The following is a 12,964-nucleotide window of genomic DNA, read 5'->3' on the forward strand; positions in this document are numbered from 1 at the left end:
CGGACGGGCTGTCCTCACTCGCCGGCCGGGCGCGGGCGTCCTCCCGGGGCGCCCGCGCCGTCGGCGATCGCGGCGAAGGCGGCCAGCGATTCGGTGCCGGGCGCGAAGTAGCCGGTGTGCCCGTGCGCGTCGTCGGCGGGCACCCGGCGGGCGCCGAACTCCGGGGAGGCCGGGTCGGCGCCGTGGCCCAGCCCCGCGAACTCGACGTTCGGCACCCGGTCGATCCAGTCGCTGGGGTCCTTCGCGGCCCACACCCGGGCGCCGGTGTGCAGCGCGCGGACGTTGTCGGCGCGCATCCCGGGCGAGCCGAGGACGACCAGGTCGGTGGCGCGCAGCCGGGGCGCGGCGAGGCCGCAGACCACGGAGCCGTAGCTGTGGCAGAAGACGGCGGGCGCGGGCACGCCGTCGGCGGCCAGCCCGTCGGTGAACCGGGTCAGCCGGTCCGCCCCGGCCTCGGCGAGCGAGCCGGTCGCGGCGTCGATGCCGACGCCGACGGGGGTGGTGTACCCGGCCCAGGCGACCACGGCGCTGCCCCGGCCGGTCCGCGAGTAGAGGGACTTGGCCATGCCGGCCGGGGTGCCGTAGACGTCGTTGCTCCGGTCGAAGGTCCCGGCGTCGATGTCCGAACCCGGCACCACGACGGACACCCGACGCGCTGTGTTCAGGTCCCCGAAGACCTCGGCCACCTGGCCCCGCCCGCGCGGGTCGAACGCGAGGATCTGGCGTTGGCCGTCCGCGGCGAGGTGGGCGTACCGGGGATCGTGACTGCCCTTCAGCGAAAGGGCGTTGGCGCGGTACCGCAGCTCGACCGGTGCGCCGTCGAGGTTGCCGACGACGAGCGGGTGCCGGGCGGCCAGCGTCAGCCGGTCCTGCTCACTCAACCCCCGGAAGAAGCGCCCCACTTGGGCGGGCGTGGCGCGGGCCGGATCGGGCAGTGTCCGCCCGAGCACGTGGTCCGCCCGCCAGGCGGAGGTGCCGGGCGGCGGTCCGGTCAGGGCCTGTTGGGCGTTCCCCGAGGCCCAGCCGGCCGTTCCGGTCACGACGGTGGTCGCCAGAGCGACCGCGACCAGGGTCCTCGCATAGCGGCGCATGCGACCCTCCCTCTCCGGATGACCCGGCTCCCGCACGCCGTTCGGCGCGACGGGAGGAAGGTAGGAAGAGGGTGGGTGCGGGGGCGTCACACCGGGGGGCCAACCGCGGGGTGATACCTGGGTAGGGGGTGTACGGGGCGGCTGATGCCGGGGCTCCGCCCCGGACCCCGGTCCTCAATCGCCGGACGGGCTCGAAAGTTGCCCTCAATCGCCGGGCGGGCTGGGTTAGTGGGCGGGCTCGGAGGGTGACCTTGATCGGCGACGGGGGGCGGGCAGCCCATCCAGCCCGTCCGGCGATTGAGGACGAAGCGGCCGCCGGACGACCCCGGCGATACCGCGCCCTCGCCCCGCGACCCCCGCCACTCACCCCTCGCCCGGTACCACCAGCCCCGCCTCGTACGCGAAGATCACGGCTTGCGCCCGGTCCCGCAGGTCCAGCTTCGACAGCACCCGCCCGATATGCGTCTTCACCGTCTGCTCCGCGAGCACCAGCCGCCCCGCGATCTCCTGGTTCGACAGCCCCCGCGCGATCAGCTCCAGCACCTCCGTCTCGCGCGGAGTCAGCCCGTTCAGCCGCAGCGCGGCCCCGCTGCGTGCCGCGCCGGACGGCCGCTGCCGGGCGAAGTCCGCGATCAGACGCCGCGTCACGGACGGGGCGAGCAAGGCGTCGCCCGACGCCACCACCCGTACCGCCGAGATCAGATCCGCCGGTGGCGCGTCCTTCAGCAGGAAGCCGGAGGCGCCGGCGCGCAGCGCCTCGTACACGTAGTCGTCCACGTCGAACGTGGTGAGCATCAGCACCTTCGGCACGTGTTCCACACCCACCGGCGGGTTCAGCAGTTCGCGCGCCGCCGCCAGGCCGTCCATCTCGGGCATCCGGACGTCCATCAGCACCACATCCGGATGGGCCTGGCGGCTGACGTCGATGCCGCGGCGCCCGTCCGGCGCCTCACCGACCACGTCGATGTCGGCCTGCGCCGCGAGCAGCGCCGCGAACCCCGCCCGCACCATGGCCTGGTCGTCGACGATGATCACACGGATGGTCAAGAGTCCTCCGGATGCGGGGCGGGGCAGCGGCGGCCGAGGCGGGCGGCGCGGCCGGGGGCAGCGGCAGCCGCGCAGCCACCCGGAAGCCGCCGTCCGGCAGCGGTCCGGTGTCCAGCGTGCCGCCGGTCAACCGTACGCGCTCGCGCATTCCGACCAGACCGTGTCCCGTCCCGGTCGTCTCCAGCGGCACGTGCGACGAACCCGTGTGTCGCGGAGGGTCGTTGACGACCAGCACCGTCAGATACGAACCGTCGGAACCGATCGAGACCCGGGTGCGCGCACCCGGTGCGTGCCGGACGACGTTCGCCAGGGACTCCTGCACGATCCGGTACGCGGACAGGTCCACCAGCTGCGGCAGGCCCGTCAGCCCGGTGGGCAGCGACAGTTCGGCCGGGAGCCCGGCCCGTACGGTCGCCTCGACCAGCTGCTGCAGCCGGTCGAGCCCCGGCTGCGGTGTCCGCTCGGCCTCCGTTCCCTCGCTGCGCAGCACGGTGAGCAGCCGTCGCATCTCCGCGAGGGACTCCCGCGCGCTCGCGGCGATCGACCCGAACTCCGCGCGGGCCTCGTCCGGCAGCCCGTCCAGCCGGTAGGGCGCGGAGTCCGCCTGGACCGTGATCACCGACATGTGGTGCGCGACGACGTCGTGCAGTTCGCGGGCGATCCTGGTGCGTTCCTCCAGCAGCGTCCGCTGGGCCCGCTCGGCCTCGCTGATGGTCTCCTGCTCGGCCAACTGCCGCTGAGCGACGCCCCGTTCCCGTACCGCCGCGCCTATCACCAGCACCACCGCACCGAGGATGGCCAGCAACAGCGCGCTGCTGTTGCTGCGTTCGGGGGAGAGCGCGTACATGGCGAGGGACGCCGTGCCGGTCGCCAGCCAGACGGCGACCAGGGTGCGCCGGGTCTCGCGCAGGGCCAGCGCGAGCAGCAGGAAGAGGTAGCCGATCAGGGCGGGCGGTGTCCACGGCCAGTTGTCGTACTTCTGGGCCGGCTGCCCGAGCAGCACGACCGCGCCGAGGATGTCGGCGGGGAAGATGATCCACCAGGCCTGCAGCGGCCGGTGCGCCAGCATCAGCAGGGGCGCGGTCTGCGCGACGGCCAGGAGCCCCGCCACCCCGCCACCCAGCCCGTACTGGTCGCGCAGGACCGTGATCGTGACCGGGACGAAGATCGCGGCGAGAGCGAGGACGGCGGTGTACGGCAGCAGCCGCTGCCACCGTTTCGGGGCGTCGGCCAGCAGCGGCGTCGGGGCGTGGGACGGGTGGGACAGTCCGTGGGCCAGCTCGCGCAGATTGCGGCGGGCGGCGCTCAGCAGACCGTCCGCCGGCGGCGGCGGGGGCGGGGAGGAAGTGGGCATGTCCTGATCAGGTTAGGCAGCGAAGCCGCCCGCCGGCGTCATACCGGGGTTCCGGTTCCGTGGCCGTCCCTGTCGTACGGGAGTATGACCCACCCGTACGACAGGGACGGCCACGAAGCCCTACAGCTCGGCGAGCAGCTGGGCCTTCTTCGCGCTGAACTCGTCGTCCGTCACCAGACCCGCCTGGTGCAGCTCACCGAGGTGGCGGATGCGCTCCGCGATGTCCGCCGGGTCGCGTCGTCCCGCGCCTGCCAGGGCCGCTGCGGCGGCGACGGGCGTGGACTGCTTCCTGCGGACCGATTCCAGGACGGCCGCGGCGAAGGGCAGCGACTCGTGCACCGGGCCGTAGCCGAGGCCGAAGATCACCGCGGCGGGGTCCTCGTCGGCCCGGGTGGGCCGTGCGGCCACCGGCTGCACGCTCTGCGGGGCGCCCGTGCACAGCCCCGCCCCCGGACCGCTGTCCAGGCGGGCTCCCTCGACCGCGGGCGGACCCGCGGCCTCCAGCCCTCGCGGCACCAGCCGCAGATAGCCCTCGAAGGCCTCCGGCGAGCGCCATTCGACCCCGCTCAGTTCGGTGACCGGGAACGTCTGGTCGCCCGCTTTCCACTTCTCCGAGGAGGCGCCCGTCCAGAACCACCGGAAGGAGATCCGGTCCCCGTCGAAGCTGGCCCTGCCGTCGTACGCCTTGAAGCGCATCGGCGCCTCGGGGGCCGCGACCAGGAACCGGTCCGCGGGCTCGGCGGCGTCGGGACCCAGCCGCGCGCGCAGCTCGTCCGCGTAGTACTCGGCGAGCGTCTCGCGCTCGGCGGGGAGCACCAGGCGGTACGGATCGCAGCCGTCGTTCAGCTGCCCGGCCGCGGCCTCCAGCAGCGGATCGGCCCCGGGTCTGGGCACCGCTCGCAGCACCACCGTGCCCCGCTTGCCCGGGGTCAGCGTCACCGACGACAGCGCCGTATGCGGGACGCGGCGCTCACGGAGGCTCTGGAAGAGTCTCGGCGTGCGGATACCCCGTTCGAAGCGGATGAGCACGGAGTCGGTGTCGAACTCCCAGGTGGCTTGAATTCCGGCCAGCACATCACCCATGTGCCTCATCGTATGCGGCACTTGCCCGCACGTCCCCCCTCGGCGTACACCGCAATTCGTGACAGGCCGCGGCTCTCTACGCGCGTCAGACGGTCCCGTCGGCGGAAATTCGGTCGTGGCAGGCGCTGTCGGCCTGCGCACAGGTCACCGAGTCGTAGGTGCCCACACCGATCGCGGCGAAGTTGCCCAGGCTCTCGGTACCCGGCTCGAAATAGCCGCTGTGGCCGACCGCGTCGCCCGCGGAGGCGATCCGCGCCCCGAACCCCGGATCCACCGGATCGGCCCCGTGGCCGAGTCCGCCGACCTCCAGGTTCGGTACGTCCTCGATCCAGTCGTCGCGGTCCCGCATCGCCCACACATTGGCCCGCGTGTGCAGCTGGCCGGCGTTGTCGACGCGCATGCCCGGACTGCCCGCCACCGCGATGTCCGTCACCCGGTCGGACAGTTGGTCCGCGGCGACGCCGCACAGCACGGAGCCGTAGCTGTGGCAGAACAGCGAGACGGGCGCGCTGCCCGGCAGTGCACCGACGAGGGCGTCGAGCCGGACCGCCCCGCGCTCGGCGAGGTTGCCCAGGGCCGCGTCCATGCCGATGCCGGCGGGCGCGGTGTAGTCGGCCCAGGCGATCACGGCGGTCCGCACGCCGGGGCGCGCGGTGTGCTCGGCCGCGTACAGGGACTTGGCCATGCCGACGGGGGCGGCGTTGGTCTTGGCCCCGGTCCGCTCCAGCGTGAGCAGATTGGTGTCGACGCCGGGGACGACCACCGAGACCCGCTCGGCCCGGTCGAGGTCGCCGAACACCTCCGCGGCATGGCCGCGGCCGGACGGGTCGAACGCGAGGAAGTGCCGGCCGTCGGCGAGCATCGACCCGAAGCGGTCCACCCGGCGCAGCGCCTCGGCCCGGCCGTCCGGCGAGAGCCTGCTGTCGTGCACACGCTGCTGCTCGGCCGTGCGCGCCTGAACGAGCGCGTGCCGGTTGGCCCGGTAGCGCAGCGTGACCGGCGCTCCGTTCAGATTCCCCACCACAAGCGGGTACTTGTCGGCCAGCCGGGTGCCCTGCGAGCCCGTGAGCGTGGCGAAGAAGTGCGCCAGCTTGTACGGCGGCGCGTCGGCCGAGGGGAGCGCGTGTCCCGCTATCGAACCCTTGGCCCAGGAGGCGAGTGCGACAGTGCGTGGCTCGTCGGAGCTTTGATGACGCACGGCTGTCCAGCCGGTGGTCGCCAGCATCACGAACACAACCGCGAGGGCGAGCAGGGTGCGCCATGCGGTGAGCGTCGGGGAGGAGTCGAAGGAAGTCACTCCCGCCCACCCTAGGAGACGCGCGCCGGACGTCGTTGAGGGGGTGACGCACATCACCCGACTGTGGGGAAGGGAACGCCGTTTCCCTCACCCTGCGTACGGACTGCCCGTACGCTCCGCCGAGCTTCGCGCCCTCCGCGCGTCGCATCCGGGCGCCGTGGCCCGCTCGTTGTGAGGTCGCTCATACGGCAGGTCTGAGGCGTGCGGCACACCGCGTCAGACGGGTGTGTGCCAGTCCTCGGCCAGGGCCGGTCCCAACTGGTCCAGATACGCCTCGGTCAGTGCCCGCAGCGAGTCCATGCTGCCGTCATGCCCCTGCCCCCACAGCTGACCGGTCACCCGCATCACGCCGGAGAACGCGGCGACGGCGACCCGCGGCCGGGGGTCGCGCCCCATGTCCAGGCCCTCGCGCTCGGCGATCAGCAGGGCGATCTGGTTCTCCAGGTCGATGCTGCGCCGCAGGTGGGCGGCGAGCAGCGAGGGTGTCGACTCGATCATTCGGTACGTGCGCATGTGGAGTTCGACCGGGACGATGGCCTCGATGGCTTCCCCCATACTGTTCCAGGCGCAGAGGACCGCGCGGCGCATGGCCTCGAAAGGGGCTTCCGAGGCGGGGCGTTGACGGAGCTCGGCGACGAAGCGGGACTCCACCATCTCCTGGACGGCGAAGGCGGCTGCCTCCTTGCCGGCGAAGTAGCGGAAGAAGGTGCGCTGCGAGACCTCCACGGCGTCGACGATCTCGTCGACGGTGGTCTCCTCGTACCCCTGGGTGGTGAAGAGGTCGAGGGCGGCATGGAGCAGGGCGTCCCGGGTGCGGCGCTTCTTGCGTTCGCGCAGCCCGGTCGGATACTCGGCGGCTCGTTGCCCCTGGGTCACTGAGCTGGTCCTCTTTTCCCTGCTTTGTCCGGCTCAGCGTACCTGTGAGCTACGTGACAGTTACCGACTTGTGAAATGGTTTGTCAACTGTCAGCGACTGACACTATTCTCCGCGTATGACTAGTCAGACCACCGTCGACAAGGCGTCGCGGGAGCCCCGGGACCCCTTCTCTCCCGCACCGGTCAAGGGGCTGCGCGGCCACCCCTGGCTGACGCTCTTCTCCGTGGCCATCGGCGTGATGATGGTTGCGCTCGACGGCACGATCGTCGCGATCGCCAACCCCGCGATCCAGCAGGACCTGGGCGCCTCGCTCGCGGACGTCCAGTGGATCACCAACGGATACATGCTCGCCCTCGCGGTCTCCCTGATCACCGCGGGCAAGCTCGGTGACCGGTTCGGGCACCGCCAGACCTTCCTCATAGGCGTCGTGGGCTTCGCCGCGGCATCGGGGGCCATCGGCCTCTCCCACAGCGTCGTCCTGGTGATCACGTTCCGGGTGCTGCAGGGCCTCTTCGGCGCCCTGCTGATGCCGGCCGCGCTGGGCCTGCTGCGCGCCACCTTCCCGGCCGAGAAGCTGAACATGGCGATCGGCATCTGGGGCATGGTGATCGGCGCCTCGACCGCGGGCGGCCCGATCCTGGGCGGCGTGCTCGTCGAGCACGTCAGCTGGCAGTCCGTCTTCTTCATCAACGTGCCCGTCGGTGTGCTCGCGCTCGTGCTGGGCGTGCTGATCCTCAAGGACCACCGCGCCGAGAACGCGCCGCGCTCCTTCGACATCGCCGGCATCGTGCTCCTGTCCACCGCGATGTTCTGCCTGATCTGGGCGCTCATCAAGGGCTCGGAGTGGGGCTGGGGCGACCTCAGGACGGTCGGCTTCCTGGTCGCCGCCGTCGTCCTGTTCGTCGCGTTCGCCCTCGTCGAGCAGCGGGTCAGGGAACCCCTGATCCCGCTCGCGATGTTCCGCTCGGTGCCGCTCTCCGCCGGCACGGTCCTCATGGTGCTGATGGCCTTCGCCTTCATGGGCGGGCTGTTCTTCGTCACCTTCTACCTGCAGAACGTGCACGGCATGAAGGCCGTCGACGCGGGCCTGCACCTGCTGCCGCTGACCGCGATGATGATCGTCGCCTCGCCGCTGGCGGGCTTCCTGATCACCAAGTTCGGCCCGCGGGTGCCGCTCGTCGGCGGCATGGTGTGCACCGCCGTCGCCTGCTTCGGCATGTCCCAGCTGACCGTCGGCACCGGCACCTTCACCATGTCGATCTGGTTCGCCCTGCTCGGCCTCGGCCTCGCACCGGTGATGGTCGGCGCCACCGAGGTCATCGTGGGCAACGCGCCGATGGAGCTCTCCGGCGTCGCGGGCGGTCTGCAGCAGGCCGCCATGCAGGTCGGCGGCAGCCTCGGTACGGCGGTGCTGGGCGCGATCATGGCCTCCCGGGTCGACGCCGAGCTCGACGGCAACTGGAAGGAAGCGCAGCTTCCGCCGCTGTCGCCCGAGCAGCTGGACCAGGCGTCCTCGGCCGTCAAGGTCGGCATGCCGCCGATCGCCCCCGGCACCCCGCCGGAGGTCGCCGGCAAGATCGCGGGCGTCGCCCATGACACGTTCGTGTCGGGCATGAGCACGGCATTCATGGTCGCGGGCATCGTCGCGGTGATCGCGGCCCTGGTCGCGACCCTGACCAAGCGCGGCGACAACGCCGAGGCGGGCGCGGGCGTCGGCCACATCTGACCGTCTCCGTCCCGGCCCGGGGCGTCAACACAGCGCGTACAACAGCCCCGCCGGAACGTTCCGGCGGGGCTGTCGCCTATCAGGGTGGTACGGCCGCCGGCCTCTTCCCGTGGAGCCGGCCCGCGGCTCAGGGTGGGTGTGGAAGATCCACATCACCACGGGGGTTGATTCGTATGCGTACGACCGTTGTAGCTGCCGCGCTGGCCGCCACCGCACTGATCCCGCAGGCGGTGGCCCAGGCGGCGCCCGTCCGGCTCGGCACCTGCGGGAGCGGCCAGCTCTGCCTCTGGGCGAAACCGGAGTTCGGCGGGGCGCGCCAGGTCCACGAGCTGTCCACCATCGACATCGAGAGCTGCGTACCGCTGCCGGCGGGCCGCACCGTCCAGGCACTCGCCAACCGCACCGGCCGCCCCGTCACCACCTACCAGTCGGCGGAGTGCAACGAGACCGGCGAGTTCGAGACCTACCCGGGCGGCGGCACCTGGGTGCCGCAGTCGCCGTACCAGGTGCGGGCCTTCAAGGTCTGGGAGAACTGACCCGGAGACGTCCGGGAGGACCGGCCGGCAGAACGCCGCGGGGCGGCGGGACCACTACGGTCCCGCCGCCCCGCCCACGCCACTGCGCCGTCCGCGCCTACGCGTCGCCGCCCGCGGGACCCGGATCGGCCGCGGCCACATCCAGCAGGTCGTAGCGGTCGACCGCCGTCTTCAGCACCGATCGGTCGATCTTGCCGTCCTTCGCGAGCTCGGTGAGCACCGCCAGCACGATCGACTGGGCATCGATGTGGAAGAACCGGCGCGCCGCCCCACGGGTGTCCGCGAAGCCGAAGCCGTCCGCTCCGAGCGACTGGTACGCCCCGGGCACCCAGCGCGCGATCTGGTCCGGCACGGCCCGCATCCAGTCCGAGACCGCCACGAAAGGCCCCTGGGCGCCGGAGAGCTTGCTCGTCACGTACGGGACGCGCTGCTCCTCCTCCGGGTGCAGCAGGTTGTACCGCTCCACGTCCACGGCCTCGCGCCGCAGCTCGTTCCAGGAGGTCGCCGACCAGACGTCCGCCTTCACGTTCCACTCGTCGGCGAGGATCTGCTGCGCCTCGACCGCCCAGGGGACCGCCACACCGGACGCCATGATCTGGGCGGGGATCTCGCCCTTCGTGCCGCTGCTGTAGCGGTACACGCCCTTCAGGATGCCCTCGACGTCCACGTCGGCGGGCTCGGCCGGGTGCTGGATCGGCTCGTTGTACACGGTGAGGTAGTAGAAGACGTCCTCACTGTCCTCGCCGTACATCCTGCGCAGGCCGTCCTTGACGATGTGCCCGATCTCGTACCCGAACGCCGGGTCGTACGCGACGCACCCCGGGTTCGTCGAGGCGAGCAGCTGGGAGTGGCCGTCCGCGTGCTGGAGCCCCTCGCCGGTCAGCGTCGTACGGCCGGCGGTCGCACCCAGCACGAAGCCGCGGGCGAGCTGGTCGGCCATCTGCCAGAACTGGTCACCGGTGCGCTGGAAACCGAACATCGAGTAGAAGACGTACACCGGGATCAGCGGCTCGCCGTGCGTGGCGTACGCCGAGCCGGCCGCGATCAGCGACGCCGTACAGCCCGCCTCGGAGATGCCGTCGTGCAGCATCTGCCCGGTCGGCGACTCCTTGTACGCGAGCAGCAGATCGCGGTCCACCGACTCGTACTGCTGCCCGAGCGGGTTGTAGATCTTCGCGCTCGGGAAGAACGCGTCCATGCCGAAGGTGCGGTACTCATCGGGCGCGATCAGCACGAAACGCTTGCCGATCTCCTTGTCCCGCATGAGGTCCTTCAGGACGCGGACGAACGCCATCGTGGTGGCGATCGACTGCTGGCCCGAGCCCTTCTTCGCGGTCGCGTACGCCTTCTCGTCGGGCAGGGCCAGCGGCTTCGCCCGCACCACACGCGTCGGGACGTACCCGCCCAGACCCTGGCGGCGGTCGTGCATGTACTGGATCTCTTCCGAGTCGCGGCCCGGGTGGTAGTACGGCGGGTTGCCGTCCTCCAGCTGCTTGTCCGCGATCGGGATGTGCAGCCGGTCCCGGAAACGCTTGAGGTCCTCGGCGGTGAGCTTCTTCATCTGGTGGGTCGCGTTGCGGCCCTCGAAGTTCGGCCCCAGCGTCCAGCCCTTGACCGTCTGCGCCAGGATCACCGTCGGCTGGCCCTTGTGGGCCTTGGCCGCCGCGTACGCCGCGTAGACCTTCTTGTGGTCGTGCCCGCCGCGGCCCAGGTGCAGGATCTGCTGGTCGGACATGTCCTTGACCATGTCCCGCAGCCGCGGGTCGTCACCGAAGAAGTGGTCACGGATGTACGCACCCGTTTCGGTGGCGTACGTCTGGAACTGGCCGTCCGGCGTGGTGTTCAGCTTGTTGACCAGGATGCCCGTGCGGTCCTGCGCGAGCAGCGGGTCCCAGGAACGGTCCCAGACCAGCTTGATGACGTTCCACCCGGCGCCGCGGAACTGCGACTCCAGCTCCTGGATGATCTTGCCGTTGCCGCGCACCGGCCCGTCGAGGCGCTGCAGGTTGCAGTTGACGACGAAGGTCAGGTTGTCCAGACCCTCACGGGCGGCGATGGAGAGCTGCCCGAGCGACTCCGGCTCGTCCATCTCGCCGTCGCCGAGATAAGCCCAGACGTGCGACTTCGAGGTGTCGGCGATGCCGCGCGCATCCATGTAGCGGTTCATCCGCGCCTGGTAGATCGCGCCGAGCGGGCCGAGACCCATCGAGACGGTCGGGAACTCCCAGAAGTCCGGCATCAGCCGCGGGTGCGGGTAGCTGGACAGCCCGTTCGGCGCCTTCGACTTCTCCTGGCGGAAGCCGTCGAGCTGCGCCTCGCTCAGCCGGTCCAGCAGGAAGGCGCGGGCGTAGATCCCGGGGGAGGCGTGCCCCTGGAAGAAGATCTGGTCGCCGCCGAGACCGTCGTCCTTGCCGCGGAAGAAGTGGTTGAAACCCACGTCGTACAGCGAGGCGGAGGAGGCGAACGTGGCGATGTGACCGCCGACGCCGATCCCCGGACGCTGTGCCCGCGACACCATCACGGCCGCGTTCCAGCGGGTCGCGTTGAGAACCTTGCGCTCGATCTCCTCGTCGCCGGGGAAGAACGGCTCGTCCTTCGTGGCGATCGTGTTCACGTAGTCCGTGCTGCGCATCTCCGGCACGGCGACGCGCTTCTCGCGCGCACGCTCGATGAGCCGGAGCATGAGGTAGCGGGCCCGCTCACGGCCTCGCTCGTCGACGGCGGCGTCGAGGGAGTCGAGCCATTCCTTGGTCTCTTCGGGATCAAAATCCGGGACCTGACTCGGAAGGCCGCCAATGATGATCGGGTTGCGATCGGATCCGGAAGCCACGCTGTTCCTTCGCTGTTCGGTGCTGCTCTACGGGGCCTGGTTGAGGGAGTCATGCCCCCGGGACGTCTGCACGTACGCCATCCCATCGTGTACCGCGCGGGCGCAAACGTCATCTCTACCGAAAGGTAACCGGCAACTTCCGGGACACCGTGTCCCGAGGGCGGGATGGGCCGCGGCAGAGCGGGTATCGGGGAGGCAGGAGGCGTCGGGCAGGATGGGTCGGGCGAAACCGCAACCATACGCCCAAGGCGTCCAAGCGTTCCCAAACGCTGCTCGACACCGATTGCCGGACCGAAACGGCATAAGCTGTTCAAGGACGTAAAGGGTGTGGACGGCAGCGCCGGTCCCCGCGGGGAGCCCGCCGACAGTGCGGCGACGTGGCACGAAACGTCACCGTTTAGGCGGTCTCGTGCGCTGGGTACTTGCGCGATCCGCCGCTCCCGTGTGGACTACGGCCAGCGCCCCGCGTACGCGCGTGGCTGAAGCATTTTCCGAAACATGATCAGGAGGCAAACCGTGAGCGCGACCGCGGACCACGCGGAGGAGCGGACCAACCCGGCAGCACGCCTGGGGTTCGAGCCCGGACATGTGGTCCAGGAGATCGGCTACGACGACGACGTCGAGCTGGAGCTCCGTGAGGGCATTGAGGCCACTACCGGCCAGGAAATCGTCGATGAGGACTACGACGACGTCGCTGACGTCGTCCTGCTCTGGTTCCGCGACGAGGACGGCGACCTTACGGACGCGCTGGTGGATGCCATTGGTCTGCTCGAGGACGGCGGTACGGTCTGGCTGATGACGCCCAAGACCGGCCGTGACGGATACGTCGAGCCGAGCGACATCAACGAGGCTGCCCAGACAGCCGGTCTCGCCCAGACCAAGAGCATCAGTGCGGGCAAGGACTGGACGGGAAGCCGTCTGGCCACACCGAAGGCGGCCAAGGCCAAGCGCTGAACCGCACTCGCCACTGAAGGCCCCCGACGGCATCACGCCGCCCGGGGGCCTTCGTACATCCGTGGCCCCGTCCACTCCCGCAGGAGGAGCTTGCGCGGGTGCCGCACGGTCGCCAGGGGCCTCTGCGTAGGGTGGGACTCACCCGGACAGCCCAGCCCGGCGAAGGTAG

The 12,964-nt window shown here is 71.0% G+C and carries 10 protein-coding genes; 3 read left to right on the forward strand and 7 right to left on the reverse strand.

What is annotated here, in order from left to right:
* Positions 1 to 14: 14 nt before the first annotated feature.
* From LNW71_RS23130 to LNW71_RS23155, 6 genes are all read right to left on the reverse strand, one after another.
* Entirely contained in the window at positions 15 to 1,091 is a 1,077-nt protein-coding gene (locus LNW71_RS23130; protein WP_250969979.1) for an alpha/beta hydrolase, read from the reverse strand.
* A gap of 363 nt (positions 1,092 to 1,454) precedes the next feature.
* Positions 1,455 to 2,138 carry a response regulator transcription factor gene (locus LNW71_RS23135; protein WP_250969980.1) on the reverse strand — a complete coding sequence of 228 codons (684 nt, stop codon included), beginning with the start codon at positions 2,136 to 2,138 and terminating at the stop codon, positions 1,455 to 1,457.
* On the reverse strand, positions 2,041 to 3,492 hold the full coding sequence (locus tag LNW71_RS23140) for a sensor histidine kinase (RefSeq protein ID WP_250969981.1): 1,452 nt from the start codon (positions 3,490 to 3,492) through the stop codon (positions 2,041 to 2,043). The genes LNW71_RS23135 and LNW71_RS23140 overlap by 98 nt, the downstream gene beginning before the upstream one ends.
* A 120-nt stretch (positions 3,493 to 3,612) precedes the next feature.
* Positions 3,613 to 4,575 carry a DUF4429 domain-containing protein gene (locus LNW71_RS23145; RefSeq protein ID WP_250969982.1) on the reverse strand — a complete coding sequence of 321 codons (963 nt, stop codon included), beginning with the start codon at positions 4,573 to 4,575 and terminating at the stop codon, positions 3,613 to 3,615.
* Between the two features lie 85 nt (positions 4,576 to 4,660).
* Positions 4,661 to 5,872: an alpha/beta hydrolase gene (locus tag LNW71_RS23150; RefSeq protein ID WP_250969983.1), complete on the reverse strand. Its 1,212-nt coding sequence runs from the start codon at positions 5,870 to 5,872 to the stop codon at positions 4,661 to 4,663.
* A 216-nt stretch (positions 5,873 to 6,088) separates the two neighbouring features.
* A complete protein-coding gene (locus tag LNW71_RS23155) occupies positions 6,089 to 6,748 on the reverse strand; it encodes a TetR family transcriptional regulator (protein WP_250969984.1) in 660 nt (219 codons plus the stop codon).
* A 116-nt stretch (positions 6,749 to 6,864) separates the two neighbouring features.
* Between LNW71_RS23155 and LNW71_RS23160 the strand changes: the two genes are divergently transcribed.
* Both LNW71_RS23160 and LNW71_RS23165 read left to right on the forward strand, forming a co-directional pair.
* Positions 6,865 to 8,475, forward strand: a complete 1,611-nt coding sequence (locus LNW71_RS23160; protein ID WP_250969985.1) for an MFS transporter — start codon at positions 6,865 to 6,867, stop codon at positions 8,473 to 8,475.
* Positions 8,476 to 8,648: 173 nt separating this feature from the next.
* Positions 8,649 to 9,011 carry a peptidase inhibitor family I36 protein gene (locus tag LNW71_RS23165; RefSeq protein WP_250969986.1) on the forward strand — a complete coding sequence of 121 codons (363 nt, stop codon included), beginning with the start codon at positions 8,649 to 8,651 and terminating at the stop codon, positions 9,009 to 9,011.
* 97 nt (positions 9,012 to 9,108) lie between these two features.
* Here the strand turns inward: LNW71_RS23165 and aceE are convergent, their stop codons facing one another.
* Entirely contained in the window at positions 9,109 to 11,841 is a 2,733-nt protein-coding gene (gene aceE / locus LNW71_RS23170; RefSeq protein ID WP_250969987.1) for a pyruvate dehydrogenase (acetyl-transferring), homodimeric type, read from the reverse strand.
* Positions 11,842 to 12,357: 516 nt separating this feature from the next.
* Between aceE and LNW71_RS23175 the strand changes: the two genes are divergently transcribed.
* Positions 12,358 to 12,795: a DUF3052 domain-containing protein gene (locus LNW71_RS23175; RefSeq protein WP_250969988.1), complete on the forward strand. Its 438-nt coding sequence runs from the start codon at positions 12,358 to 12,360 to the stop codon at positions 12,793 to 12,795.
* Positions 12,796 to 12,964 lie beyond the last annotated feature (169 nt).

This window comes from Streptomyces sp. RKAG290 (assembly GCF_023701695.1).
Classification (GTDB): domain Bacteria; phylum Actinomycetota; class Actinomycetes; order Streptomycetales; family Streptomycetaceae; genus Streptomyces.

Coding starts and splice junctions, on each gene's coding strand:
- LNW71_RS23130 (WP_250969979.1), bottom strand. CDS start 1,091: ATGCGCCGCTATGCGAGGACCCTGGTCGCGGTCGCTCTGGCGACCACC.
- LNW71_RS23140 (WP_250969981.1), bottom strand. CDS start 3,492: ATGCCCACTTCCTCCCCGCCCCCGCCGCCGCCGGCGGACGGTCTGCTG.
- LNW71_RS23145 (WP_250969982.1), bottom strand. CDS start 4,575: ATGGGTGATGTGCTGGCCGGAATTCAAGCCACCTGGGAGTTCGACACC.
- LNW71_RS23160 (WP_250969985.1), top strand. CDS start 6,865: ATGACTAGTCAGACCACCGTCGACAAGGCGTCGCGGGAGCCCCGGGAC.
- LNW71_RS23165 (WP_250969986.1), top strand. CDS start 8,649: ATGCGTACGACCGTTGTAGCTGCCGCGCTGGCCGCCACCGCACTGATC.